The sequence below is a fragment of the Nonomuraea sp. NPDC004354 genome, assembly GCF_053602555.1.
Genome location: NZ_JBSGDV010000024.1, coordinates 60,516 through 84,995, shown reverse-complemented (window position 1 = coordinate 84,995; position 24,480 = coordinate 60,516). Strand labels below are relative to the sequence as shown.

The window sequence follows — 24,480 nt, the reverse complement described above, 5'->3', positions numbered from 1 at the left end:
GGGCCCGGACACCTCGACCAGCCCGGCCCACCGCCGAGCCGCTGACCGGCACGATCGTCTCCGACGCCCTGTTCCCGGCCATAGACTCCAGCGGCAAGAGCCGCTCGGCCTCCTCCCCCACCAGCCGGCCGTTCCGCGCGAGCGGTTGTGGGCCCGCGCAAGGCGCCACCGTGCTCTGCCGGCCCATGACACGAGTTCGGCGATCACATGCCACACTCAGGAGTCGTTCGGCCTGCACGACTGTCTACGGAAGGTGTGTCTCGTGATCGGCTGGTTCGAAGCGGTGGTCCTCGGGCTGCTCCAGGGACTCACGGAATTCCTGCCGATCTCCTCGAGCGCGCACATCAGGGTCGTCTCGGCGTTCTTCGGATGGGAGGACCCGGGGGCGGCCTTCACCGCGGTCATCCAGCTCGGCACCGAGGCCGCCGTGCTCATCTACTTCCGCAAGGAACTCTGGGAGATCATCTCCACCTGGACGCGCTCGTTGTGGCGACCCGAGCTTCGCCGGCTGTTCCCCGCGCGGATGGGCTGGTACGTCATCCTCGGCACGATCCCCATCGCCGTCCTGGGCGTGACGCTGAAGGACCAGATCGAGACCGTCTTCCGCGACCTGCGCCTGATCGGCACGACCCTGATCGTCTTCGGGATCATCCTCTGGTTCGCCGACCGCACCGCGCGCGCCAAGCTGACGCTGGAGAAGCACCTGTCGACCACCCACGCCCTGGTCTACGGCTTCGCGGAGGCGCTCGCGCTGATCCCCGGCGTGTCCAGGTCGGGCGGCACGATCACGGCGGGCCTGCTGCTCGACTACCGCAGGGAGGAGGCGGCCAAGTACTCCTTCCTGCTGGCCATCCCCGCGGTGCTGGCGTCGGGTCTGCTGGAGCTCTTCGAGATCGGTGGCGGGCAGGCGCCCGACTGGGGGCCGACGATCCTGGCCACGCTCATCTCGTTCGTGGTGGGCTACGCGGCGGTGGCCTGGTTCCTGAAGTACATCAGCACCCACCGCTTCACCGGTTTCGTCATCTACCGGATCCTGCTGGGCATCTTCGTCATCGCCGCCGTGTCACTCGACTGGATCCCCGCCTGACCCCTCGGGGCCGGCCCGGCCGGTCCCCCGCCCAGATCCACCCATCTCAGTCGACCGGGTCCTGGCCCGCCCGCCGTTCCTCCAGGCCGCCCAGCGGGATCCGGCTGGCCAGGCAGAAGACCACCGCGAACAGCGCCCACGCCGCGACGTACGCCACGGGCTCGGCCACCATCTGGCGGCCCTCGAAGTAGAGGACCAGGCCCGCGAGGGCGCCGGGGACGGCGCCCCACCAGCGTCGCCACCACACCTCGTGGACGACGACCTCGAAGGCCACCAGCGCGATCGGGCCGACCAGCAGCAGCTTGAGGTTGAGCCGCTCGGCCACGAAGTACTGGAGGGCGGCCACCGCCACCGCCGACAGGGTCGTCAGCAGCACGATCGTGCCGAACGGGGCGGGCTCGTCACGTGGATCGGTCACGATCCCAGTCTGGCGAGCCGCCCCGGCCCGCGCATCGGCCTTTGGTCTATGCCGCCACGGCCTGCCTGGCCGGGCGGTAGGTCGCCAGCGTGAACAGCAGCGTCAGCGCGCCCAGCGCGGTGGCCAGCACGACCACGCCGGTCCTGCCGTACCAGTCGAGGGCGACACCGCCCGCGATGCCCGCCACGAACAACCCGAGGTACTGGCTGGAGGCCAGCAGGCCGAGCCCGACGGGCACGTTGTCCGGGACGGCGGCCACCGTCCTGAACTGCTGCGAGGGGCCGATCAGCCAGCCCAGCGCCCCCCACGCGAACGCCCACACCAGGGCCACTCCGAGGCTGAGGTTCGCCACGGGGATGAGGCCGAGCAGCACGGTCGCCCCCGCGATGCCGAGGAAGACCATCCTGCGCGGGCCGTAGGCGTCGGTCAGCCGGCCGCCGACCGCGTTCCCGACCACCCCGCCGATGCCCCACGCCCACAGCACGGCCGCCAGCGGCAGGTCGAGCAGCGAGCCGATGTAGGTGTAGGCGGTGAAGGCCGCCGCGAAGATCAGCAACTGTGTCAGCAGGACGGCCAGCACGCCCCTGTCGGCAAGCGGGGTGAAGCGGTCGCGGATCCTGGTCGAGGCGGGCATGCGCACGTCCGGCACGACCAGCGCGACGGCGGCGAAGCCGATCACGGCGAGCACCACCACCAGCCACACCGCCGCGCGCCAGCCCGCCGCGCCGCCCATCCACGTCCCGAGCGGCACGCCGACCGCCGACGCCACCGTCAGGCCGCCCATCACCACCGACAGCGCGCGGCCCCGCCGTTCGGGCTCGGTCAACGCGGTCGCCACGGCGGAGGCCACGGGCGTCACCATGGCCGCTCCCGCGGCCGCGATCACCCGCGTGCCCAGCATGAGGCCGAACGTGGGCGCCAGTGCCGTCAACGCGTTGCCCGCCGCCAGCACGCCCAAGCCGATGAGCAGCACCCGCTTCTTGGACAACCGGGCGGTCAGCGCGGCCAGTATCGGCGACAGGATCGCGTACGCCAGCGCGAACACGGTCATGAGCTGGCCCGCCGCGGAGGGGGAGATGGCGAGGTCATGGCTGATGGGGAGCACGAGCCCGGCGGTGACGAACATGCCGGTGCCCACGGAGAAGTTCCCCAGGGCCAGGGCGTACAGCTTGTGGGTCATGGGGACCAAGCTCGCGTATAGTTGGATTGTTGTCAAACCTTCCAACGAAGCGGCAGGGTGACGGTATGCGCCTGCTACCTCAACCGGCGATCGAGGACATCCAGCTCACCGAGGTGCTGCACGCACTCGCCGACCCCGCGCGGCTCGAGGTCGTCGTCAAGCTGGCGACCGAGGTCGAGCTGACGTGCCGGGGCGTCGGCGAGGCGATCGGGCTGCACAAGTCGACGCTGTCCCACCACTACCGGGTCCTGCGCGACGCGGGAGTCGTCTCGACCCGGCAGGAGGGCCGGCAGAAGTTCATGACGCTGCGCAAGGGCGATCTCGACGACCGCTTCCCCGGCCTGCTCGACTCGGTCATCGGCGCGGCGGGCTGATGGCTCCGGCCGGTCATCCGCTGCCGATCCACGGCGCGCTGCCCGCGCTGCTGCGGGCGCTCGACGACTGCGGGCGCGCCGTCCTGACCGCGCCGCCGGGCACCGGCAAGACCACGGTCGTGCCGCTCGCGCTGGCGGAGGCCGGCATGAACGTGCTGGTCGCCGAGCCGCGCAGGCTCGCCGTACGGGCGGCGGCGCGCCGGATGGACGTCGCCTACACCATCCGCGGCGAGCACCGCGAGGGCCGCAGGCCCGGCGTCGAGGTCGTGACCACCGGCGTGCTGCTGCAGCGCCTCCAGCGCGACCAGGAACTTCCGGGCGTCGACGCCGTCATGATCGACGAGTGTCACGAACGCCACCTCGACGCCGACACCGCGCTGGCGTTCCTGCTCGACGTCCGCGAGGCACTCCGGCCCGACCTGCGCCTGGTCGCCGCGTCCGCGACCGCCGACACCGGGCCGTGGTCACGGCTGCTCGGCGACGCGCCGGTGGTCTCCGCCTCCGGCGTCCCCCATCCCCTGGAGATCGTGTGGGCGCCGCCGCCACGGCCCGTCGCGCCCCCGCACGGGCTGCGCGTCGACCCGGCGCTGCTGGCGCACGTGGCCGACGTCGTACGGCGCGCGCTGGCCGAGCGGGAGGGGGACGTGCTGTGCTTCCTGCCGGGAGTCGGCGAGATCTCCCGGGTGGCCGCGATGCTCGGCACCGCCGTGGACGTCCTCCAGGTGCACGGCCAGGCCCCGGCCCACGTCCAGGACGCGGTGCTCAGGCCGTCGGCCACCCGGCGGGTCGTGCTGGCCACCGCGGTCGCGGAGTCCAGCCTGACGGTGCCCGGCGTCCGTGTGGTGGTGGACTCGGGGCTGGCCAGGGAGCCGCGCACCGACCACGCCCGCGGGCTCGGCTCGCTGACCACCGTCCACGTCTCCCGCGCCGCGGCCGACCAGCGGGCCGGCCGGGCGGGCAGGGAAGGCCCGGGAACCGCCTACCGGTGCTGGACCTCGGCCACCCACGCGAGGCTGGCCCCGCAGGCCCAGCCGGAGATCCTGCTGGCAGACCTGACGGAGTTCGCGTTGCAGGCGGCGTGCTGGGGCGCCCCCGACGCGGCCGGCCTCGCGCTGCTCGACCGACCGCCCGCGGCGGCGATGTCGGTCGCCGTCCGCACCCTCCGCGCCCTCGGCGCGGTCGAACCGCTCGACGGGGCCGGCCTTCCGGGCGACGGCATCGCCGCGCCCCCGGCCGGCGACGCGCCGGGTGACGACGGTCCTGCCCTCCTCCACGCCGCCGGAGGGGATCCCGCGAGCGGGCGGATCCGGGTGACGGACAGGGGACGGCGGATGGCCATGGCGGGCCTGCACCCGCGCCTGGCCAGGGCCCTGCTCGACGCGGGCCCGCGCGCCGCGGGGGTGGTGGCGCTGCTGTCCGAGCAGCTCCCCAAGGACGCCGGCGACGACCTCGTGGACGTCTGGCGGAAGGCCGCCCGCGACCGCGACCCGCGCTGGCTGCGCGAGGTCAGGCGGCTCACCGGCGCCCGTATCGAGGGCCCCGACGACGAGGTCGCGGGCCTGGCGGTCGCGCTGGCCTTCCCCGAGCGGGTGGCCCGCAGGAGCGGCGGCGGCTTCCTCATGGCCTCGGGCACCAGGGCGCAGCTGCCCGAGGGCTCCCGGCTCGGCACCGCCGAATGGCTGGCCATCGCCGTGGCCGACCGCCCCACCGGTGCCGCGTCCGCCAGGATCAGGCAGGCGGTCGTCATCGACGAGGTCCTCGCCCGGCGGGTCGTGCCGGTGACCGTCCAGGAGGAGGTCGCCTGGCGTCGCGGCGACGTCAGCGCCCGCGTCGTCGAACGGCTGGGCGCCATCGAGCTGTCGTCGGGCCCGTTGAAGGACGCCGACGTCCGGCCCGCCCTCCTGCACGGCCTGCGCACGGACAACGTGCTCACCTGGACCAGGGAGGCCGTCGCCGTCCGGGACCGGATGGCCTTCTGCCGTCGCGCCGTCGGCGACCCGTGGCCGCCGATGGACGACCTGATCGGCCTCGCCGACCAGTGGCTCGAACCCGAGCTGTCCCGCGCCCGCCGCCGCGCCGACCTCGAACGCCTCGACGTGGCCGGCGCGCTGCGCCGGCTCGTCCCGTGGAACCGCCGCCTCGACGACGACGCGCCCTCGCACATCGAGGTGCCCAGCGGCTCGCGGATCCGCGTCGACTACTCGGGCGAGCAGCCGGTGCTGGCGGTCAAACTGCAGGAGCTGTTCGGCTGGCAGGAGGCGCCCCGCGTATCAGGGGTGCCGCTGCTGATCCACCTGCTGTCCCCCGCAGGGCGGCCCGCCGCCGTCACCTCCGACCTGGCCTCCTTCTGGCGGGACGGCTATCGCGCCGTCCGCGCCGAGCTGCGCGGACGCTACCCCAGGCACCCGTGGCCCGAGGACCCGCTCACCGCCCAGCCCACCCGCCGCGCCAAACCCCGCTAGCGTCCTGCCGCCGCCCGCGCGGGCGGGGCAGCCGGTTTTGCCGGTTCTTGCCCACGCCGCTGGCAGGCTGGCCTCATGACCGACGACGTGGCCATCGTCAAGGCGATGCTGGCGCGCTTCACCGCCAACGCCGCCGCCATGGCCTGGCCCGACCAGCCCCTCCTGCCCGGTGAGGAGACCACGGTCAGCATCATGGGCGAGTTCGGCGACAAGGACTTCGTCTTCCAGGTCGTCGTCCACCGCGGCGACGAGATCATCCGCCACATCGCCTACACCGGATGGGACGCCGCGGCTTTCCTGCTCCGCTGGTCGGACACGCCGATCGAATAGCGGTGAGCCCCGCCCGCGCGTGCGTGTGCCCCGAAGGGAAGTGAGCGCATGGCCGAGTCCGAGAGAGGGCGACGGATGGCCGCCGCGAAGGTGTGGCGGGACCTGCTGTCCGACATGCAGGGAAGCCCGCAGCGCGTGACGGTCCACCTGCTCGGCGGCCAGTCACTCAAGGGCGTCGTCTTCGAGTTCGACCGCGTCAACGAGGTCCTCGTCCTGGACGAGTACGCGCACGGCGCCGCTGTGACCCGGCACGAATCTCCCGTGCACACGATCGTGTTGTGGGCCATCCAGGCCGTCACGGTCCACAAGCATGACTGACACCCCGGGACTGGCCAGATCTGGAAGTAGGTACTAATCTCCCTTCTTACTATGAAGGACGTACATACTTACCAGTCCGACTCCGCCGGTTATCTCTACGACCCCCGCGTCAGAGCGGCGATGACCCAGTTCACCGACCACGAGGACGGCCTGCCGCCGCTGGAGGCGGCCGCGGCCGTCCGCACCGCCTATCACGCGGTCGAGCGCATGCGTGCCCACGGCTCCGAGGGGAGAGGGGTCAGCGCGGGCGCCCTCGACCTGCTCGTCCGGTTGAGCGCCGCCGAGCGGGGGATCAGCATCGGCGACCTCGCCCGAGCCGCGGGTGTCAGTTCCCGCAACGTCACCGGCCTGGTCGACACGCTCGAACGCGACGGGCTGGTCCGCCGGGTCCCCGACCCGGGAGACCGGCGCGCCGTCCTGGCCGAGATCACGCCTGCCGGGCGCGCCTGGGTCGAGGCGTTCCGCAGGCCGGCGCAGCTCGCCATGCGGGCGATGTTCGACGGGTTCACGCCCGAGGAGCTGGTCGTCTTCCGTGACATGTGCCTGCGGCTGGCCGCCAACCAGCATCGCCTGGCCGACCACCTGGCCCAGAGCGGATCCCGGCCATGACCATGACCGCACAGGAGCGGACTCGCCGCGCCGTCCGCGGCTACCACGAAGCCCGCTTCCGCGGCGACGTGCCCGCGGCCGCGGCGCACCTGGGTGAGCCGTTCCGCTTCCACAGCCCGTTCATCAGCTCAGACGACCGGACCGGCCACCTGGCGACGCTGCCGGGGTTCGTGTCGATCGTGATCGGCGTCGAGCTCATCAGCGAGCTGTACGGCGAAGCCGAGGCGACGCTCGTGTACGACGTGCACACCGCGACACCGGCCGGCACCCAGCGCACGGCCGAGCACTTCCGCCTGGCCGACGGCAAGATCGTCTCGATCATGCTGGTGTTCGACGCCGCACCCTGGCAGTCGATGAAGGCCCAGATCGAGCCATGAGACGAGACGCGCGCCTGCCTGGCGCGCGTCTCCCGTGGCCGCCTACCGCCGGTCCGCCCGGCAGCCCGCCCGCCGAACCGCGTGGCCGAGGGGCGGGAGCCGTCGCCGGTCAGACCCCCGCCGGGTGCCAGACCGTCTTGGTCTCCAGGAACGCGGTCATCCGGCCGATCCCCGGGTCCGCGTTCCAGTCCACCGCCGCGGGCCGTACCACCCGCTTGAGGTTCTCCGCCGCGTCCTGCTCGCACCGCAGCGCCAGGTCGGCGTCCGCCACCCCGGTGAGGTCCAGCCCGTTGACGTCCATGTGCGCCGCCAGCCAGGGCGCGATCTCCGCCTGGTGCCCGGTGAGGATGTTGACCACCCCGCCGGGCAGGTCCGAGGTCGCCAGGACCTCGGCCAGCGTGATCGCGGCCAGCGGCGAGCTCTCCGACGCCACGACCACGCACGTGTTGCCGGTGACGATGACCGGCGCCACGACGGAGACGAGCCCGAGCAGCGGGTCGGCGGGCGCGATCACCGCGACCACGCCGGTCGGTTCGGGCGACGACAGGTTGAAGTACGGCCCCGCGACGGGGTTGGCCGACCCGCGCACCGACGCGATCTTGTCGGACCAGCCCGCGTACCAGACGAGGCGGTCGATGGCGGCGTCCACCTGCTCGAGGGCGGCCTTCTTGCCCAGGCCGACGATCTCGTCGGCGAACTGGCCGCGGCGGCCCTCCAGCATCTCGGCGACGCGGTAGAGGATCTGCCCCCTGTTGTACGGCGTGGCCGCCGACCACCCAGGGAACGCCTTGCGCGCGGCCGACACGGCGTCGCGCGCGTCCTTGCGTGAGGCGCGGGAAGCGTTGGCCAGGAAGTCTCCCTTGGGGGACGCCACGACGTACGACCTTCCGCTCTCGGAACGCGGGAACGCCCCGCCGATGAACAGCTTGTAGGTCTTGCGGACGGTCAACCTGGTCATCGCTTCTCCTCCGCCGGCCGTACGGGAACGAAGATCTGGCCGCAGCGGCTGACCCCGCAGCGGTGGGCGAACCAGCCGGTCCGCACGGGGCGGCCCGCGCGAGCGTAGGCGTGACCGCGGGTGGCGTAGGCGCGCCGGGCCCGCCTGCGGCGCAGGCGATGATCACACGTCAAGGTAGGCCTCCAGCCCCGCGATGCCGCCCTCACGGCCGTAGCCCGATTCCTTGTAGCCGCCGAAGGGCGAGGTCGGGTCGAACTTGTTGAAGGTGTTGGCCCAGACGACTCCGGCGCGGAGCCGGTCGGCCATCCACAGGATGCGCGAGCCCTTCTCCGTCCACACGCCCGCGGACAGGCCGTAGGGGGTGTTGTTCGCCTTCTCGACCGCTTCGGCGGGGGTGCGGAAGGTCAGCACGGAAAGGACCGGGCCGAAGATCTCCTCCCGGGCGATGCGGTGCGACTGCGCCACGCCGGTGAAGATCGTGGGAGGGAACCAGAAGCCCTTGTCGGGCAGCGGGCACGCCGGCGACCAGCGCTCGGCGCCCTCGGACTCCCCGGCCTGCGACAGTTCCCTGATCCTGGCGAGCTGCGCGGCGGAGTTGATCGCGCCGATGTCGGTGTTCTTGTCCAGCGGGTCGCCGAGACGGAGGGTGGACAGCCGCCGCTTGAGCGAGTCGAGCAGCTCGTCCTGCACCGACTCCTGCACCAGCAGGCGGGAGCCCGCGCAGCAGACGTGTCCCTGGTTGAAGAAGATGCCGTTGACGATGCCCTCGACCGCCTGGTCGATGGCGGCGTCGTCGAAGACGATGTTGGCGGCCTTGCCGCCGAGCTCGAGCGTGAGCTTCTTCGACGTGCCGGCCACCGTACGGGCGATGATCCTGCCGACCTCGGTGGAGCCGGTGAAGGCGACCTTGTTGACGTCGGGGTGCGCGACGACGGCGGCGCCGGTCTCGCCCGCGCCCGTGACGATGTTGACGACGCCCGGCGGCAGCTCGGCCTGCCGGCAGATCTCGGCGAACAGCAGCGCGGTCAGCGGCGTGGTCTCGGCGGGCTTGAGCACGACCGTGTTGCCGCAGGCCAGCGCGGGGGCGATCTTCCAGGCCAGCATCAGCAGCGGGAAGTTCCACGGGATGACCTGGCCGGCCACGCCCAGCGGCCGGTCGCCGAAGCCGGCGTAGGCGAGCTTGTCGGCCCACCCGGCGTAGTAGAAGAAGTGCGCGGCGACGAGCGGCACGTCGACGTCCCGCGACTCGCGGATGGGCTTGCCGTTGTCCAGCGACTCCAGGACGGCCAGCTCGCGGGCCCGCTCCTGGATGATCCTGGCGATCCTGAACAGGTACTTGGCCCGCTCGGCGCCGGGCAGCGACGACCAGACGCCGAAGGCCTTGCGGGCGGCCTGCACGGCGCGGTCCACGTCGTCGGAGGTGGCGGTGGCGACCTCGGCCAGCGTCTCCTCGGTGGCCGGGTTGACCGTCTTGAACGTGGGCCCTGAGCCGTCCACGAACTCGCCGTTGATGAACAGCCCGTACGACGGCTGGATGTCGACGACGTCGCGCGACTCGGGTGCGGGGGCGTACTCGAACACCATCGTGATCAGTCCAGGGTGAAGTAGTCGGGACCGGCGTACCGGCCGGTGGCGAGCTTCTGCCGCTGCATCAGCAGGTCGTTCAGCAGCGAGGAGGCGCCGAGCCTGAACCAGTCGGGGGCGAGCCAGTCGTCGCCGGCGGTCTCGTTGACCAGCACGAGGTTCTTGATCGCGTCCTTGGTCGTGCGGATCCCGCCCGCGGGCTTCACGCCGACCTGGCGGCCCGTCCGGTCGCGGAAGTCGCGCACCGCCTCCAGCATGACCAGCGTCACCGGGAGCGTGGCCGCGGGGGCGACCTTGCCGGTGGAGGTCTTGATGAAGTCGGCCCCCGCGATCATGGCCAGCCACGAGGCGCGCCGTACGTTGTCGTAGGTCGCCAGCTCGCCCGTCTCCAGGATCACCTTCAGGTGGGCCTCGCCGCAGGCCGCCTTCACCGCGACGATCTCCTCGAACACCTTCAGGTAGCCGCCGGACAGGAACGCGCCCCTGTCGATCACCATGTCGATCTCGTCCGCGCCGGCGGCGACGGCCAGCGCGGTGTCGCTCACCTTGACCTCGAGCGAGGATCGGCCGCTGGGGAACGCGGTGGCCACCGAGGCCACCTTCACGCCCGACCCCCGCAGCGCCTCGACCGCCACCGGCACCAGGTCGGGGTAGACGCAGACGGCGGCCACCTGCGGCGCGCCCGCGCCCGGGTACATCGCCTTGGTGCACATCGCCCGGACCTTGCCGGCGGTGTCGGCGCCCTCCAGGGTGGTCAGATCGACCATCGAGATGGCCAGGTCGATGGCCTGGGCCTTGGCGGTCGTCTTGATGGAGCGGGTGGAGAGCATGGCAGCCCGCTGGTCCGCGCCCACCCGGTCGACACCGGGCAGGCCGTGCAGGAAGGCGCGCAGCGTGGCGTCCGAGGAGGCCACGTCCGCGAGCGAGGTAGTCACAGTTGACACCATCACAGCATCGCCGACCCGGACGGGTAGTTCCAAACCGGACCTGCCGGAATGTTCATTGATAGGTCAGCACCAATTGCCGTACCCCCGTGGGGGCACTCTCCTCCACCGTCGCCCACATCCGCGTGGTGCCCGGCACGTTGGCCAGACCCCTGATCTCGGCGCGTGCCGTGCCCGGCGGGCTCACGACGATCTCCGTCCAGGCGCCGTCCACGAAGTGGACGAGCGCGTCGGGCCTGCCCGGCCGGGCCGCGGCCAGCCACAGCCCGCTGCCTCCGTCCGTGGCCACGCGGGTGTAGGCGGTGGCGGGCGCCCGGTGGCGGAGGAACCGCCACGCCCTGCCGTTCCAGCGCAGCAGCACCGCCTCGCGCGGCAGGCCGCCCACCGTGATCGCCCCCACCGCGTACCCCAGCCCCGGGTACGGCATGACGATGTCGTTGAGCTCGAGGTAGCCGCCCTCGGGCAGGTTGACGCGCGGGAGCGGCGTGCGCGCCCACTCCGTGCCGGTCCACCGCATGATCGAGGCGACACGCTCGCCGTCGTAGCCGAGCTTGTCCTCGCCGGGGCTGCTCAGCGCCCACACCCGCCGCGCAGGCACCGCCGCGAAGTCGCTGATCGGCAGCGGTGCGGGCACCGTCCGCCAGGCCGTACCCGTCCAGTGCCAGAGCTCGTCGGTCATGCCGTACGGACCGAACCGCAGCCCGGCCGCCCAGCAGTCGTCGGCTCCGGTGGCGGCGGCCGCCGTCACGTGCGCGGACTCCACCGCGATCGGCAGGCTGGTCCACCCGCCCGCCGCGTGGCGGCGGACCTCGATGTGGTCGGGGTGCTCCTCGAACCTCCAGCTCACCCCCGGTCCGGCCGGCGTCACCAGGTACGGCACGGGCTGGTCGATCTCGTCCTGCCAGGCCGTGCCGTCCCAGCGCAGGACCGGCAGGCCCGCGCGTACCACCCAGGCGTCGTCGGGCCCGCCGGCGCCGACCTCGCCGAGACCGCCCCACATGTTCGCCTCAGCCGTGACCGAGACACGCCACTCATGGTCCTGAGCTGCGACGGGAAAGCCCGCGACGAGCAACGCGCCGACCACCGCGGTGATCATCCATAGCCTCACGGCGCACCATCGTGGCCTGTCTAAGGCGATGCCCAGGCGTGTCCTAGGTAGTCCTAAGCCGATGGTTCGGCAGAGATAAGGCATCCGACCGATGTGACGGGGTGGGCCTTAGCCCGAACCTAAACATGTCGGCAAAGACAGGAGAAAGTAGCCATGAACCCCGAGATCGAATACCAGCTCATGCAGACCCACGCCCAGGAGCTCCGCCAGGCCGCCGCGGCACACCGCCGAGTACGCGAGGCCCAGCGGTCCGGTGAGTCCGAGCGTCGCCACCGCTCGGTCTTCGGCAAGCTCCGCAAGTCATGACCATGTCACGAGAGCCCGGCCGCATCCTCCCTCGCGGCCGGGCCTCTCAACCCCCCTAACCGGTAAGGGTCATATGTCATGCTTGAGGACGTGTTGGGGCGTTCCGTAAGTCCCGTCTTCGTAGGACGGGAAGCAGAGCTGTCAGTCCTGACCGAGTCCTTCGACGAGGCCCGCAAGGGCGCGGCCACCGCCGTGCTCCTGGGCGGGGAAGCGGGAGTCGGCAAGACCAGACTGGTGCAGAGCTTCGCCGAGCGCGCCGCGAACGACGGCGCGCAGGTTCTGTTCGGTGGCTGCGTCGAGCTGTCCACCGACGGGCTGGCCTACGCCCCTTTCACCGCCGCCCTCCGCCAGCTCGTCAGGGAGATGGGCACGGCCAGGATCGGCGCGCTGCTGCCCGACGGCGCGGAGCGCGACCTGGCCAGGCTGCTTCCCGAGTTCGGCGAGCCGTCCGCCGACGGCGATACCGACACCGGCCGGGCCAGGCTCTTCGAGCAGTTCCTCACCCTGCTCGAACGGCTCGCCGAGTCGCGGCCCGTCGTGCTGGTCATCGAGGACATCCACTGGGCCGACCGGTCCAGCCGCGACCTGATCGCCTTCCTCAGCCGCAACCTGCGCGAGTCGCAGCTGCTCATGGTCCTGACCTACCGCTCGGACGACCTGCACCGCCAGCACCCCCTCCGGCCGGTCCTGGCCGAGCTCGGGCGGGTCGCGGGCGTGATCCGGCTCGACCTGCCGCGCCTGTCGCGCGACGAGGTCGCCGAGCAGATGGCCGGGATCCTCGGCGCTCCCCCTCTGTACTCCCGCATCGAGACGGTCTACCAGCGCAGCCAGGGCATCCCGCTGTTCGTCGAGGCCCTGATGGACTGCGACGACGGCGCCGGGGAGGTGCCCGACTCCCTCACCGACCTCATCCTCGGCTCGGTCGAACGGCTGCCCGAGGAGACCCAGCGCGTCCTGCGCATCGCCGCCGCGGGCGGCATCCGCGTCGGCCACGCCCTGCTCTCGGCCGTCAGCGGGCTGTCGGACATCGACCTGGAGGCGGCGTTGCGTCCCGCCATCGCGGGCAACGTGCTCCAGATCGCCGACAACCGGGCCTACGTCTTCCGGCACGCGCTCATCCGCGAGGCCGTACACGACGAGTTGCTGCCCGGCGAGCACCAGCGCCTGCACGGGCGCTACGCCGAGGAGATCTCCCGCGACCGCGGCCTCGTGCCGCCCGGCAGGGCGGCCGTCGAGATCGCCCACCACTGGTACGGCGCGCGCAACGACCAGTGGGCGCTCATCTCGGCCTGGGAGGCGGCGCAGAAGTCGTTCGGCGCCTTCGCCTACACCGAGGCCATCCCCCTGCTCGAACGCGTCCTCATGCTGTGGGACAAGGTGCCGGGCGCCTGCGGCGACATCGGCGTGGACCACACCGCCGTGCTCGAACGCGCCTCCGAGGCCAGCCACGCCTGCGGCGACATCGACAAGGGCGTCAAGTTCGTCAAGGCCGCGCTCGACCAGCTCGACGAGCACGCCGAACCCGAGCGGGTGGCCGCGCTGCTGGTCCGCTGGGGCAACTTCCAGCTGGCCAAGGCCAAGCCCGGCGCGCAGGAGAAGTTCAGGCACGCGCTCAGCCTGGTGCCCGAGCCCGGTCCGGCCCGCGCCGACGTGCTGGTGAAGCTCAGCCGCCACCTCATGCTCAAGGGCGAGCTCGCCGAGGGCACCGCGCTCGCCGAGGAGGGCCTGGAGCTGGCCAGGACGCTCGGACTCCAGGTCATCGAAGCCGATCTGATCATGAACCTGGCCCTCGGCTACTCCCTCGACGGCGACATCGAGCGCACCTTCGAGAGCAACCGGCGGGCCATGCGCATCGGCGAGCAGGTGGGCTCCGGCCAGGTCATCCTGCGCGCGCTGGCCAACAACGTCGACGCGCTGAACGACCTCGGCCGCTCCGCCGAGGCCATCGAGCTGGCCCACGAGGGCGAGCTGCTGGCCAAGAAGTACGGCAGGATCAGGACCTCCGGCACCTTCATCCTCAACAACCTGGCCGAGTGCCTGGAGGCGCTGGGCCGGTGGGACGAGGCGGTCCAGGTCATCGAGTACGCGCTCACCCTCGGCCCCACCATCAGGGTCCGCCACCACGTCCTGCGCGCCCGCGCCGACATCGCGATGGCCCGCGGCGAGCTGGACCTGGTGGAGAGCATCCTGTCCGAACTCGGGGTGCTCACCGAGCGCCCCGAGACCTTCGTGCAGGACATCACCAACAGCACCCGCCTGCACATCGGCTGGCACCTGCTCAGGGGCGAACCCGACCACGCGCTCGCGGTCGCCGAACGGATGCTCAGCAGGCCCAGCCAGGCGAGCAAGGCAGGGCTGGTCTGGCGGCTGCTGGCCCTCATCGGCGCCGTCTGCGACGCCGCGGCACCCGCCGTGCCCGAGCGGGCCGCCGCCGTCCGCGCCATGGCCGCCGAGGTGGCCGCGTCGCTCGTGGTCATCGGCCCTGTCTCCGAGGCCTACCGCCTCACCTTCACCGGCGACTTCGACGCCGCCGCCGTCGCGTGGGAACGGCTCGACCGGCCCCACGCGCACGCCAAGTCACTCCTGCGGGCCGCCACGGCACTCGCCAAGACCGGCGACAAGGACGGCGCCGCCGCGCGGCTGCGCACCGCCTATCCCCTGGCCGGCGGCCTGTCCGCGGCGCCGCTGGTGATCGAGATCGAGAACCTGGCCCGCCGCCTCGGCGTCGGGCTCGTGGAGGAGAGCGGGCCCGCGCCCGACCTGCTGACGCCGCGCGAGCTGGAGGTGCTGCGGCTGGTCGCCCTCGGGCGGACCAACAGGGACATCGCGACGGAGCTGTTCATCTCGGCGAAGACGGTCAGCGTGCACGTGTCGAACATCCTCGGCAAGCTGGGCGTCTCGACCCGCGGCGAGGCGACGGCCGCGGCCCACCGCCTGGCCCTGTTAACCGTCTGAACCCGGGGCCGACGGCTCGACCCCGGGATCGACGGCTCGGGCCGTCAGAGGAGCGGCTCCACCAGTAGCAGCACGCCGAACAGGGCGAAGGCGGCGGCCGCGCCGTACCGGATGGCCTTCTCGGGCAGGTGCCGGCCGAGCAGCCGACCGACCACGATCGCCAGCGCGTCGGCGGCGACCATGCCGACGGTCGACCCGATCCACGTGCCGAGCCACCCGTGCTGCGTCGCCAGCGTGATCGTGGCCAGCATCGTCTTGTCGCCCAGCTCGCTCAGGAAGAACGCCACGGTCACCGCGATCAGCACGTGGCGCGTGGCGCGCTTGGCCTTCTGCGACTCCTCCTCAGTCAGCTCGTCGCCGCGGAGTGTCCAGAGCGCGAACCCGAGGAACGCGACGCCCGCGGCGATGGAAATGGCGGTGGTCGGCAGCGCGTCGCCGATCAGCCCGCCGACGGCGACGCTCACCAGGTGGACCACCGTCGTCGCGATCGTGATGCCCGCCAGCACGGGCCAGGGCTTGAATCGGGTGGCGAACGTCATCGCCATCAACTGGCTCTTGTCGCCCAGCTCGGCGACGAAGATCACCGCAAGGCTGATCCAGAAAGCTTCCACAGGTCCTCTTCCAAACGGCCGGACCGGAAGCGACTCAACGAGGGCAGCACGACTTCGGCCCGGCAGGGTTGCCAGGCCGAAGGTCTCGTCCGCCTGTTACAGGCCCGCGCGACCGGGCAGATGCCAGCATGTCGACCGCGCGAATTGAGGACTACTCCCCTTCGGAATACGAAACGAGCTTACCCGATGGACGAGCTTTACCGTCGCTGGCTGCTGGAGATGTGGAACGGCGACTTCGATCTCGCCGACGAGCTGGTCTCGCCCGACTTCGTGGGGCACTGGCCGGGCATGGACGTGCACGGCCCCGAGGGGCTGAAAGGCGCGCTGGCGCAGGGGTTCGAGCCGTTCGCGAACGTGGCGGTCACGCTGGACGTGGGGCCGATCGTCGACGGTGACACCGTGGCCGCCCGCTGGACGTTCACCGGCGACCACACGGGCGTCATCCCGGGCGTGGGCGTGACCAGGATCACCTTCAGCGGGCACGACATCCTCCGCGCGGAGAACGGCAGGTTCGTCGAGTACTGGGTGATCTCCGACACCCGCTGGATACACGGCTAGGACGGCGGGCCTCCCGGCGCTCAGAGCGCGCAGCCGACCATCACGGGTTCGTTGACGAGCGTGACGCCGAACTTCTCCCGCACCCCTTCCCGCACCTCCCGCGCCAGGGCGAGCAGGTCGGCGGTGGTGCCCTCGCCGTTGGGGTTGGTCAGGGCGAGGGTGTGCTTGGTGGAGATGCGGACGGGGCCGCGCGCGTAGCCCTTGGGGAACCCGGCCTGCTCGATCAGCCAGGCCGCGGACACCTTGACGGTGCCGCCGGGCATCTCCCACCGAGGGGTGCCGGCGCCGAGCGCGGCGGCCTGCTCGGCGGAGATGATCGGGTTGGTGAAGAACGAGCCCGCGCTGCGGGTGTCGGGGTCGGCGGGGTCGAGCACCATGCCCTTGCCCCTGCGCAGGCCGAGGACGGCCGAGCGCACCTCGGCGAGCGGCGCCCGCTCGCCGACCCTGGTGACGAGTTCCCGATAGGTCAACGCGCCCGACATTTCCGAAATGTCCAGCAAGAACGTCACAGCGAGCACCACGTACCGGCCGAGGTCCTGCTTGAACGCGCTCGTTCGGTAGGCGAAGCCGCACCGCCGCGCCTCGACGTCGCGCACCTCGCGCGTGCGCCGGTCGTAGACCCGCACGCAGCGCACCGTCTGCGACACTTCCTGCCCGTACGCGCCCACGTTCTGGATGGGGGTCGACCCGGCCTGACCAGGAATGCCCGACATGCACTCCAGGCCCGCCCAGCCCTCCGCCACCGCGCGGGCCACCAGCGGATCCCAGTCCTCCCCGGCCTGCACCTCGACCGCCACCTGGTCGCCGTCGCGCGAGACGCTCACCCCGCGCGTGGCCACCTTGATCACCAGGCCGTCGAAGCCGTCGTCGGACACCACCAGGTTGCTGCCGCCGCCCAGCAGCAGCGTCGGTTCCTCCCGCCGGTCCGCGTCGGCCACCAGGGACACCAGCTCCTCCGCCGAGGTCGCCGCCGCGTAGGCCCGCGCGGGCCCACCCAGCCGGAGTGTCGTGTACGGCGCAAGCAGCCTCTGGTCTCGCATAAGCCCCAAGCCTACGAGGAACGCAGCATGCGCAGCACCCTGTCGTAGGTCCGGCGCGATTCCCTGTCCCGGTAGTCGTGGGAAACGTCGTGGTAGGTGTGGTGGCGGCCCTGCCGTACCGGCAGGCGCTTGCCGGGGACGACCAGCGGGCCCTCCAGCGCGAGCGACAGCTCCAGGTCGGCGTTGCGGTAGTAGCGCGCCTGCTCGGGGAACGCGCCGAGCGCGGCGCCCCGCCGTACCGCCATGAGATACCCCAGCAGCCCCCGCACCCGGCCGGGACCCGCCTCGTGCCACTCCATGCCGCCCTCCGCGGGTTCGACCCCCTTCCAGCCCGCCGCCACGGCCCCGTCGTTGATCGCCGCGACCAGCGGCGTCAGCGCGTCGCCCTCCAGCACGGTCGAGGTCTCCATCAGGACGTGCACGTCGGAGGTGTCCAGCCGCATCAGCGTCATACGGCACGCGCCCCACTCGGCCGTGCCCCCTCGCCAGTGCGGCGTCTCGGCGACGTGCCACACGGTGAGGCGCTCGTGATGGCCCTCCGCGAGCTCGTGGAGCGCCGTGCCCGCGCCCTCCAGGTCGCCGAGGTCCAGCGCGAGGATCTTGGCGGTGGTGTGCTCGAGCAGCGCGCGCACGCACTCGCGAACGTCCTCCCCCCAGCCGTCCACCACCAGTCCGACGCCGACCTTCACCTCATGGGTCTCGATCCGCTGCCGCTCCAGGTCGATGCCCGCCTCGTCGAGCCGGTTGACGGCCAGCGTGGAGTCCCAGATCTGCTGCGCGTGGACCATGGCGTCCGCCACCGGATGCGGCTCCCAGGTATGCGCGCCCTCGCTCTCCTCCTCGCCGGCGCCCCACTCGAGGGAATGATCGATCGGCGGCAGCCGGCCCTCCACGCGGTCGTCCGTCACCGCGCTGATGGGGATCGACCGCACCGACGGCCACACCTCGAACAGCGGCTTCTCCCTCAGCTCGAACCCCGCCGCCGTGTCGCGCACCAGCCAGCCGGCCTGCTCGATCTCACGCCTGAGCGCGTCGGCGGCCCCGTACTGCCGTTCCGCCCTGGCCTTGGCCCGCCGCTCGGCGAGCTCGACGACGTGTCGCGGCGCATCACTCATGCTCCACGCTTACCCACTGGATCCGGCGAAACGCCGTTTTCCGCCGGTGTCTCGATGTCAATCTCGGCAGGCACCGCCGTACCTGCGCGGGGCGGCGCTTCTCCACTCTCACCGGGCGTTCACCGATCACCGGGAGGTTCCGTGTCCGCGTACGGCCCGGCGCTCACCGGCGCCCGCGACCCTCGAACTCCTCGCCGGGTTCGGCCCGGAGCGCCATGGCTCTCCGGCGTTGGTCCGCGCGCAGGTCGTCCCGTACCAGGAGGAGGTCGCGCAGCACGGCCACAGGAGGGGTTCCCCGGTGTTCGTCCGCCCAGGTCAGGGCCAGGGCCGCGGCACGTCTCGCGTGACCCGTGCCCAGGTGCTCCTGGCGGAGCAGCGCGCCCAGCACCCGGTGGGCCGCGTAGTTCGTGACGTGCTCGTCGAGCCATGCCAGGCCATGCCCGACCAGTGCGCTGACACCCTCCTGAGCGAGGTCGGAGCGCGCCAGGTAGGCGGGGAGCAGCGAGCCGGCCGAAGGTTCCAGGCCGTGGACGGCGAGCCAGTCGTCCGCATACTGCCGTACGCGGACAGCCTGGTCGTGGGCGAGGTCGTCGCGGCTCAGCAGCGCCCGGACGACCTCGGGCACGGCGGCCTCCCCCGCGTGCCCGCCCAGCCAGGCCAGCACCGCGCCGCAGATCTCGCGGAGCTGGTCAGCGGGCAGCGCGGAGCACCCCAGGCAGGAGATCAGCACGGTGCTCACCGAGGGCCGGCTCTGGTGGGCCCGCACCCAGCCCAGGGCGTGCCTGATGACCTGGTCGCGCTGCGCCGAGGTCAGCCCCTCGTGCCGCAGCAGGCTGTCGAGCAGGTAGGACGACCGGGGACGGAGCCCGTGCCGCTCCAGCCAGTCGAGCGCCTGGCCGATGGTGATCGCCTCGTCCTGCGGGGAGCGCTCCGGACGGCGGAGCAGCGGGGTCAGGACGAACGTCGCGGCGTACTCGCCGGCGTGGGCCTCCAGCCAGACGACCGCGTGCCGGATCGCCGCCGCAGATGTCCCGGCGGCGGACGGGCCGAGGAGATGCTGGAGCAGAACGGCGCTCCTCGCATCGGCCGGGTGCGCGTCCAGCCAGTCGAGCGCGAACCGCGTCACCGCGTCGTGCTCGTCCGCGAGAGGCCCGAGGAACCTGAAGACCGCTGTGCAGACCGTCACGGCTTCCGGCCTGCGGCTGTGCTCGCCGAGCCAGCGCAGGGAGAGGCTGATGAGCTCCGGCCTGTGGTCCTTGAGTTCGCGCGCGCCCAGCAGGCTCGCGATCGCGTCGCCGGCCTCGGCGAGATGCGCGGCCGGCTCGATGCTGTCGAGCGCGAAGTCCGGCAGGGAGGCGGGTCCAGGTAGTTCCCAGTCGAAGGCGGGTTGCAGGCCGGGAAGGAGCCGGGTGTCCAGCGCCGCGCCCGCCACCCTGGCGAGCTGTCCCGGCGGAAGGTCGGCCCGCACGAGCAACCGCTGCAGCACGTAACGCGGGTCAGGACGCTCCACGCTCGGATTGCGCAACTGCCCTTTCCTGTTGAGGTCCTCGAGCCGGTCCACCATCAGCGACGACCACTCCAGAATCCGGTCGGTCAGGAGCCGTACCTGGTCCTGGCTGAGGTGGTCGAGCTCCGCCAGTGGCCGGAGCACGAAGGACGCCCGCTTCTTCGTCCCGTGTTCCCTCAGCCATGCGAAGGCGTACCGCGCCGACTCCTGCCGTTCCTGCGGGGTGAGCCCTGGATGGTCGACGCAATGCCGCAACACCTGCAACGCGCCGAAGACCGCATGGTGCCGGGCGAGCCAGCGCAGGGCGAGGCCCAGCAGCCGGCGCTCGTGCTCCGCGAAACGTTCCTGGTGGTCGAGGAGGACGGGGAGCACGTGGTGGCTCGTGAACTCCTCCGAGTACTCCTCCAGCCAGGTCAGCGCGAAGCCCAGAGCGCGCTGCACCGCCACGTCGTCGATGTGCGGGGCGCGCAGCAGGCGGGACATCAGCGCACCGATGACGCCCCCGGCCTCACTCCTGGCGTGGTTGGCCTCCAGCCAGGCGAACGCCTGCTCCTCGAGAGTCCACCCCGGCTCGTCCGGCTCGCTGTCCTGCTCGGGTCTCGGCCCGCCGACGCGGCCGAGCAGGACGATGTCCTTGCCGCGCCAGTGCAGGGCACGCAGGAGCACGTCGGCCATGAGCCGGGGCGGCAGCTCCGGCCGGCCCAGGAGCGCGCCCAGCAGCGTCGGGTTGAGCCCCGATCTCCTTCTGAACCAGGAGGACATCCACTCGAGCGCCAGCGCCGCCGCGTCGGCCAACCGCGCCCCGGTGAGTTCGGCGCGCCGGAGCAGGCCCGTGATCACCAGGGCCGGGCCGTCGTGGACCGCCTTGGCCTGGCCGGCGTCGTTCCAGCGATGCAGCCAGGAGAAGGCGAAGTCGATGACCCGCCGCGCCTCGGGAGTGCGCAGGCCGTTCCACCTCAGGACGCTGCGGAGGACGAAGTCGGACCGCTGATGCTCCGCGTGCAGTTCGAGCCAGTCGAGGACGGCCGGGACGACCTGCGCCATCTGTTCCTCGGTGAGATTCGGAACGCCCGCCAGGAAGCATGCTTCGTCCAGGCTGAGCCGGATGGGCGGCCGGATGGAGGGCGGGGTGGGAGGCCGGATGGGGGCAGGCGAGATGGGACGCGGGATGGACGGCCCGATGGGAGGCCGGATGGGGGCAGGCGGCGGTGCGGAGCCGTCGTCCGGAGGTCTCCGGTCGCGGTGCCGGGCGGCGAGAACGGCGTCGATGAGGGCGGAGCTGTGCTCGGCCCTGCCCGGCTCGCGCGGCAGGCGCTTCTTCAGGAGCTTGAGGACTCCCGCGTAGAAGGTCTCGCCGGGCGGGTGCTCGGCCTCGCGAAGCCACTGCGCCGCCCGGTCGATCGCCCTTCCCGCCTGCGCGTCCGTGAGCTGACCGCGGCGCATCAGCTCCCCGAGGACCGCACCGTAACGGCGGTCGTTCTTGTGGGTGTCGAGCCAGTCGAGGGCGTGGGCGGAGATGCGCTGCCCCTGCTCGGGCCCACAGTGCCAGAAGCCGAGCATCGAGCTCACCAACTGGGCGGACATCCGCTCGACTCCGTGGGAGTCCATCCAGTCCGCGGCGTAGCGCGCGATCCGGTCCGGCTGCGTCGAGCTGAACTCCATCCGGTCGACGACCCGGGGGTTGTCCTCGGAAGGCTTTCGACGGCCCCGTCCGGCCAGCGCGTGGATGACCTCCTTGGCATCGAAGACCTTCTGGTTCTCCGGACGGGAGCAGGCCTCCAGCCAGATCAGCGCGTGAGCGATGGCGCGCCGGGCCTGTGCCCGGCTGATGTCCTTCTCCTTGAGCCTGACCACCTCCTTGACCAGGTGAAGGCTCTCCAGGCGGGTGTTATGGGCGTCGAGCCAGTCCAGCACGGCGTCGGTCGCCGACAGGCCGTCCCTGAGCTCGAACAGGACATCCGCCAGCTGGTAGGCGGCGTTGGACTGGCCGTGCGCCGCGAACCAGTTCAGGGTGTGTGACACGGCCTGATGGAAGTGCCGGGCCTCGATGCCCGGGGCCGCCAGCAGCGCCCTGAGGACGAAGTGCGCATCGGCACGCGTGTCATGGTGTCGGAGCCAGGCCAGGGCCCGCTCGGCGGACCGGACACGAAGCCGGCCATCTGGTGCCCGGCGCTCCAGGAGCGGGCGAAGCACGAAGCTGCCCAGGGGCTTCTCGCCGTGCTTGTCCAGCCACCGCAGGGCGGCGGCGACCACCTGCCCTGCTTCCTCGTCCGTCAGCGTGGTGCTTCTCAACAGCGGGTCGAGCACGCGGGAGGCGGTCGACCAGGTGCTGTTCTCCGACAGCCACTCCAGGGCCTGAGCCAGGCACGACTGCGCGCCGGCGGCCCCTGGTTCGAGGCGGCGCACCAGCACGCCGAGCAGTTTCGGCGCGCCCGTGTGGCCGGGGAACCGCCGCAACCAGTCGAGCGCCGACTCGACCAACGGCAGGGGAACGAGCCCCTCGGGGCACCGGTCCAGGAGGTTCGTGAGGACGAGAGGTTCGCGTTGCCCTGCCTCCGCCGCCTGGAGACAGGGGCCGGCGACGGTGGACCAGTTTCGCGTCAGCGCGGCGTGCCAGGGCGGCCCTGCGACCATGGCCAGCAGCCCCCGCTCACCCTCCTGAGTGTTGTCGTCGTCCCGGAGGAGCATGCCTGCCTCGCGCGCGTGCAGATCCAGCCACCCGCCGCAGAGCCGCTCCAGGAGAGGCGGCAGCGCGCTCTCCGGATAGCCGTCGGACATCAGCCGGAGCCGGTGCGCGAAGCGGGCGAACGTGGCCGTGCCCGTGAGCGCGGCGTCCAGCAGCGCGGCCGACTGTGCCCCGTGCAGGGTCTCGCCGGACGGCGTGACGAGGCAGTAACGCAGCAGTTCCTCGGTGACCAGGTCGTGCAGGCCGTGCAGGCGTCCCTCCCGCTCCTCCAGCCAGCCACGGCCGACCAGCGTGTCCACCACGGACACGGCCTCCAGCCCGCTTCCTGGCGATCCGGCCAGCAGCCTGCGCACGGCGGCCTCGACCGCGGGACGCGGCTGCGGGCAGGCGGCCAGGGCCGCCGCGGCGGCGAGCGGGTACGGCTCGCGCCCGGCCGCGACGCCAGGACCAGGGAACAGTTCGTCGGCGCTCAGGTGCGTCAGGAGCCAGTTCGACAGCTCACCGCCTGGCAGCCGGGACCTGCGCGGCACCGCGGGCTCCCCGGCGACCCGCCCCTTGAGCTCCGCGGCGATCAGTACGGCGAGGCCGGGCCGCAGCCCGCACAGTCCGGCCAGTTCCTCGGCGCTCCACCCGGATGCCTTGCCCGGCTGGGGCCCGACGCCCTCCAGGATCGCCTCCTGCACGCGGCGCAGGTACGGCTCGGTGTCGGGCACGGCGGCGTGTGCGAAGCGCTGGGCCACGCGGCGTTCGCGGAGCGTGGCGAACGTGGTGGGGCCGGCCGAGGCGAGGACGGCGACCCGGCGCAGCCGGTGGCCCGCTCCCTCCCGCATGGCGCCCGGGTCGAAAGAGATGTCCGGCCGGACGTCGTCGAGGACGATGAGGAGCTTGCCGCGACCGGAGCGCACGGCCATGTCGACGGCGCGCTCGACGGCCGGATCGGTGGCCGGCCGCTGGTGCACCACCTGCCAGCCGTTCCGCTGGGCCAGCGCGGCGGTCTCCAGGCAGATGCGGCTCTTACCCGCCCCTGCGGCCCCGGTGAGGAGCACGCCGGGGCTCTCGAACTCCAGCCGGGCCAGCAGGTTCTCGGGGCGGGCCGGGTGGTGGTGTTCCGGCCTGGCGAAAGGTATCCGCTTCTCGCAGAGACAACTGCCCGAGTTCGCCAGCTCCGTGACGACGTTGTCGTGCGGCACGAGTTCCCGAAGGTCAGAGGAAGGCGTTTCCCCGGTGTACTCCTCCAGGCGGATGCCACGTGGCTCCAGCAGGCTCCGCAGCGATGGGTCCTCCCCCAGGTGCGCGGTGCTGACGGCACGCAGCGAGGGGGACAGATGGCCGGTGCAGACGCCGACGACCACGCCTTTCCCGTCGGCGAGGACGGCGGCGCCGGAGACCCCTGCCCAAGGTTTCTCCAGCGGTTTGACGCCCCGCACCTTGTCGATGATGGCGCGGAGCTCGGGCCGGCCGGAGTCGACGGTCAGCTCCAGCCGGTACGGGTCGGCGAAGGAGCCGAGCGCGATCGTGCCGAAGAACTGCCGCCGGCCCGAGCCGTCTTCCTCGACGCCGTAGTCGGGAAAGCCGATCGCGTCGTAGCGGACCTGGTCGGCGTTCTTCCTCAGCTTCGCGATCCGGGCATTCCATATGTCCGGCCGTACCGCGCTTTCCAGTACCGCCAGCGCGATGTCGTACGTTCCGTCGTCGTCAGGGACGTAGCGCGAGTGTTGCTCGAACCTGCCGATCCCCAACGGCCGGTCGATGCCCGCCAGCCGGACGAAGCCGCGTTCGCCGTCGCGTGCGTCCTCGAAGAGGTGGGCACAGGTCAGAACCAGATCGGGCGCGATCACATAGCCGGAGCCGCGGAACTCCCCTTCACCGTTGAAGATCTCGACGACTCGGTCAAGTACCGTGTCCCCAGCCAAGGGTGCCGATGCTCCTTTCGACGAGCGGCCGTCAACGGCT

The 24,480-nt window shown here is 72.0% G+C and carries 21 protein-coding genes; 10 read left to right on the top strand and 11 right to left on the bottom strand.

Annotation, left to right across the window (positions count from 1 at the left end; all coding sequences use genetic code 11):
* Positions 1–262 precede the first annotated feature (262 nt).
* Positions 263–1,087, top strand: coding sequence for an undecaprenyl-diphosphate phosphatase (locus tag ACWENQ_RS40520; RefSeq protein ID WP_449914684.1), 825 nt, complete (start codon positions 263–265; stop codon positions 1,085–1,087).
* A 46-nt stretch (positions 1,088–1,133) separates the two neighbouring features.
* Here ACWENQ_RS40520 and ACWENQ_RS40515 read toward each other — a convergent pair whose 3' ends face one another.
* Together ACWENQ_RS40515 and ACWENQ_RS40510 are read right to left on the bottom strand one after the other, a co-directional pair.
* Positions 1,134–1,505, bottom strand: coding sequence for a hypothetical protein (locus ACWENQ_RS40515; protein ID WP_452419039.1), 372 nt, complete (start codon positions 1,503–1,505; stop codon positions 1,134–1,136).
* A 46-nt stretch (positions 1,506–1,551) separates the two neighbouring features.
* A complete protein-coding gene (locus ACWENQ_RS40510) occupies positions 1,552–2,685 on the bottom strand; it encodes an MFS transporter (protein ID WP_449914688.1) in 1,134 nt (377 codons plus the stop codon).
* A 65-nt stretch (positions 2,686–2,750) separates the two neighbouring features.
* On the opposite strand from ACWENQ_RS40510, the gene ACWENQ_RS40505 reads away from it, so the two are divergent.
* The 6 genes from ACWENQ_RS40505 to ACWENQ_RS40480 all read left to right on the top strand — a co-directional run bounded on the left by ACWENQ_RS40505 (position 2,751) and on the right by ACWENQ_RS40480 (position 7,155).
* The gene (locus ACWENQ_RS40505) at positions 2,751–3,059 is read left to right on the top strand and encodes an ArsR/SmtB family transcription factor (protein WP_354919663.1); all 309 of its coding nucleotides are present in this window, start codon (positions 2,751–2,753) and stop codon (positions 3,057–3,059) included.
* Positions 3,059–5,521: an ATP-dependent RNA helicase gene (locus ACWENQ_RS40500; RefSeq protein WP_452419037.1), complete on the top strand. Its 2,463-nt coding sequence runs from the start codon at positions 3,059–3,061 to the stop codon at positions 5,519–5,521. Before ACWENQ_RS40505 ends, ACWENQ_RS40500 begins: the two co-directional genes overlap by 1 nt.
* 75 nt (positions 5,522–5,596) lie before the next feature.
* Positions 5,597–5,851, top strand: coding sequence for a hypothetical protein (locus ACWENQ_RS40495; RefSeq protein ID WP_452419036.1), 255 nt, complete (start codon positions 5,597–5,599; stop codon positions 5,849–5,851).
* Between the two features lie 48 nt (positions 5,852–5,899).
* Entirely contained in the window at positions 5,900–6,169 is a 270-nt protein-coding gene (locus ACWENQ_RS40490) for a hypothetical protein (RefSeq protein WP_452419034.1), read from the top strand.
* 51 nt (positions 6,170–6,220) lie between these two features.
* Entirely contained in the window at positions 6,221–6,778 is a 558-nt protein-coding gene (locus ACWENQ_RS40485; protein WP_449914699.1) for a MarR family winged helix-turn-helix transcriptional regulator, read from the top strand.
* On the top strand, positions 6,775–7,155 hold the full coding sequence (locus ACWENQ_RS40480) for a hypothetical protein (protein WP_452419033.1): 381 nt from the start codon (positions 6,775–6,777) through the stop codon (positions 7,153–7,155). Before ACWENQ_RS40485 ends, ACWENQ_RS40480 begins: the two co-directional genes overlap by 4 nt.
* A gap of 109 nt (positions 7,156–7,264) precedes the next feature.
* Here the strand turns inward: ACWENQ_RS40480 and ACWENQ_RS40475 are convergent, their stop codons facing one another.
* Genes ACWENQ_RS40475 through ACWENQ_RS40455 form a run of 5 tightly spaced genes read right to left on the bottom strand, consistent with a single transcriptional unit; the run spans position 7,265 to position 11,749 of the window.
* Positions 7,265–8,113 (bottom strand): aldehyde dehydrogenase family protein, encoded by an 849-nt coding sequence (locus ACWENQ_RS40475; RefSeq protein WP_452419031.1) that lies wholly within the window; start codon positions 8,111–8,113, stop codon positions 7,265–7,267.
* Entirely contained in the window at positions 8,110–8,286 is a 177-nt protein-coding gene (locus ACWENQ_RS40470) for a hypothetical protein (protein WP_354919646.1), read from the bottom strand. The genes ACWENQ_RS40475 and ACWENQ_RS40470 overlap by 4 nt, the downstream gene beginning before the upstream one ends.
* The gene (locus ACWENQ_RS40465) at positions 8,276–9,697 is read right to left on the bottom strand and encodes an aldehyde dehydrogenase family protein (RefSeq protein WP_354919643.1); all 1,422 of its coding nucleotides are present in this window, start codon (positions 9,695–9,697) and stop codon (positions 8,276–8,278) included. Before ACWENQ_RS40465 ends, ACWENQ_RS40470 begins: the two co-directional genes overlap by 11 nt.
* A 5-nt stretch (positions 9,698–9,702) precedes the next feature.
* On the bottom strand, positions 9,703–10,644 hold the full coding sequence (deoC, locus tag ACWENQ_RS40460) for a deoxyribose-phosphate aldolase (RefSeq protein ID WP_452419029.1): 942 nt from the start codon (positions 10,642–10,644) through the stop codon (positions 9,703–9,705).
* A gap of 52 nt (positions 10,645–10,696) precedes the next feature.
* Complete coding sequence (locus ACWENQ_RS40455; RefSeq protein ID WP_452419028.1) at positions 10,697–11,749, bottom strand: hypothetical protein; 1,053 nt, start codon at positions 11,747–11,749, stop codon at positions 10,697–10,699.
* Positions 11,750–11,902: 153 nt separating this feature from the next.
* Here ACWENQ_RS40455 and ACWENQ_RS40450 point away from each other — a divergent pair, with 153 nt between their 5' ends.
* Both ACWENQ_RS40450 and ACWENQ_RS40445 read left to right on the top strand, forming a co-directional pair.
* Positions 11,903–12,055, top strand: coding sequence for a hypothetical protein (locus ACWENQ_RS40450; RefSeq protein WP_449914712.1), 153 nt, complete (start codon positions 11,903–11,905; stop codon positions 12,053–12,055).
* Between the two features lie 90 nt (positions 12,056–12,145).
* Positions 12,146–15,010, top strand: a complete 2,865-nt coding sequence (locus ACWENQ_RS40445) for an ATP-binding protein (RefSeq protein ID WP_452419027.1) — start codon at positions 12,146–12,148, stop codon at positions 15,008–15,010.
* 44 nt (positions 15,011–15,054) lie between these two features.
* Here ACWENQ_RS40445 and ACWENQ_RS40440 read toward each other — a convergent pair whose 3' ends face one another.
* On the bottom strand, positions 15,055–15,621 hold the full coding sequence (locus ACWENQ_RS40440) for a TMEM165/GDT1 family protein (RefSeq protein ID WP_449914717.1): 567 nt from the start codon (positions 15,619–15,621) through the stop codon (positions 15,055–15,057).
* Between the two features lie 186 nt (positions 15,622–15,807).
* Here ACWENQ_RS40440 and ACWENQ_RS40435 point away from each other — a divergent pair, with 186 nt between their 5' ends.
* Entirely contained in the window at positions 15,808–16,179 is a 372-nt protein-coding gene (locus ACWENQ_RS40435; protein WP_354919626.1) for an ester cyclase, read from the top strand.
* Between the two features lie 20 nt (positions 16,180–16,199).
* Here ACWENQ_RS40435 and ACWENQ_RS40430 read toward each other — a convergent pair whose 3' ends face one another.
* From ACWENQ_RS40430 to ACWENQ_RS40420, 3 genes are all read right to left on the bottom strand, one after another.
* On the bottom strand, positions 16,200–17,219 hold the full coding sequence (locus ACWENQ_RS40430; protein WP_449914720.1) for a UDP-N-acetylmuramate dehydrogenase: 1,020 nt from the start codon (positions 17,217–17,219) through the stop codon (positions 16,200–16,202).
* A gap of 11 nt (positions 17,220–17,230) precedes the next feature.
* Positions 17,231–18,334, bottom strand: coding sequence for a hypothetical protein (locus ACWENQ_RS40425; protein WP_452419026.1), 1,104 nt, complete (start codon positions 18,332–18,334; stop codon positions 17,231–17,233).
* A 163-nt stretch (positions 18,335–18,497) separates the two neighbouring features.
* Complete coding sequence (locus ACWENQ_RS40420) at positions 18,498–24,440, bottom strand: hypothetical protein (protein WP_452419025.1); 5,943 nt, start codon at positions 24,438–24,440, stop codon at positions 18,498–18,500.
* Positions 24,441–24,480: the final 40 nt, after the last annotated feature.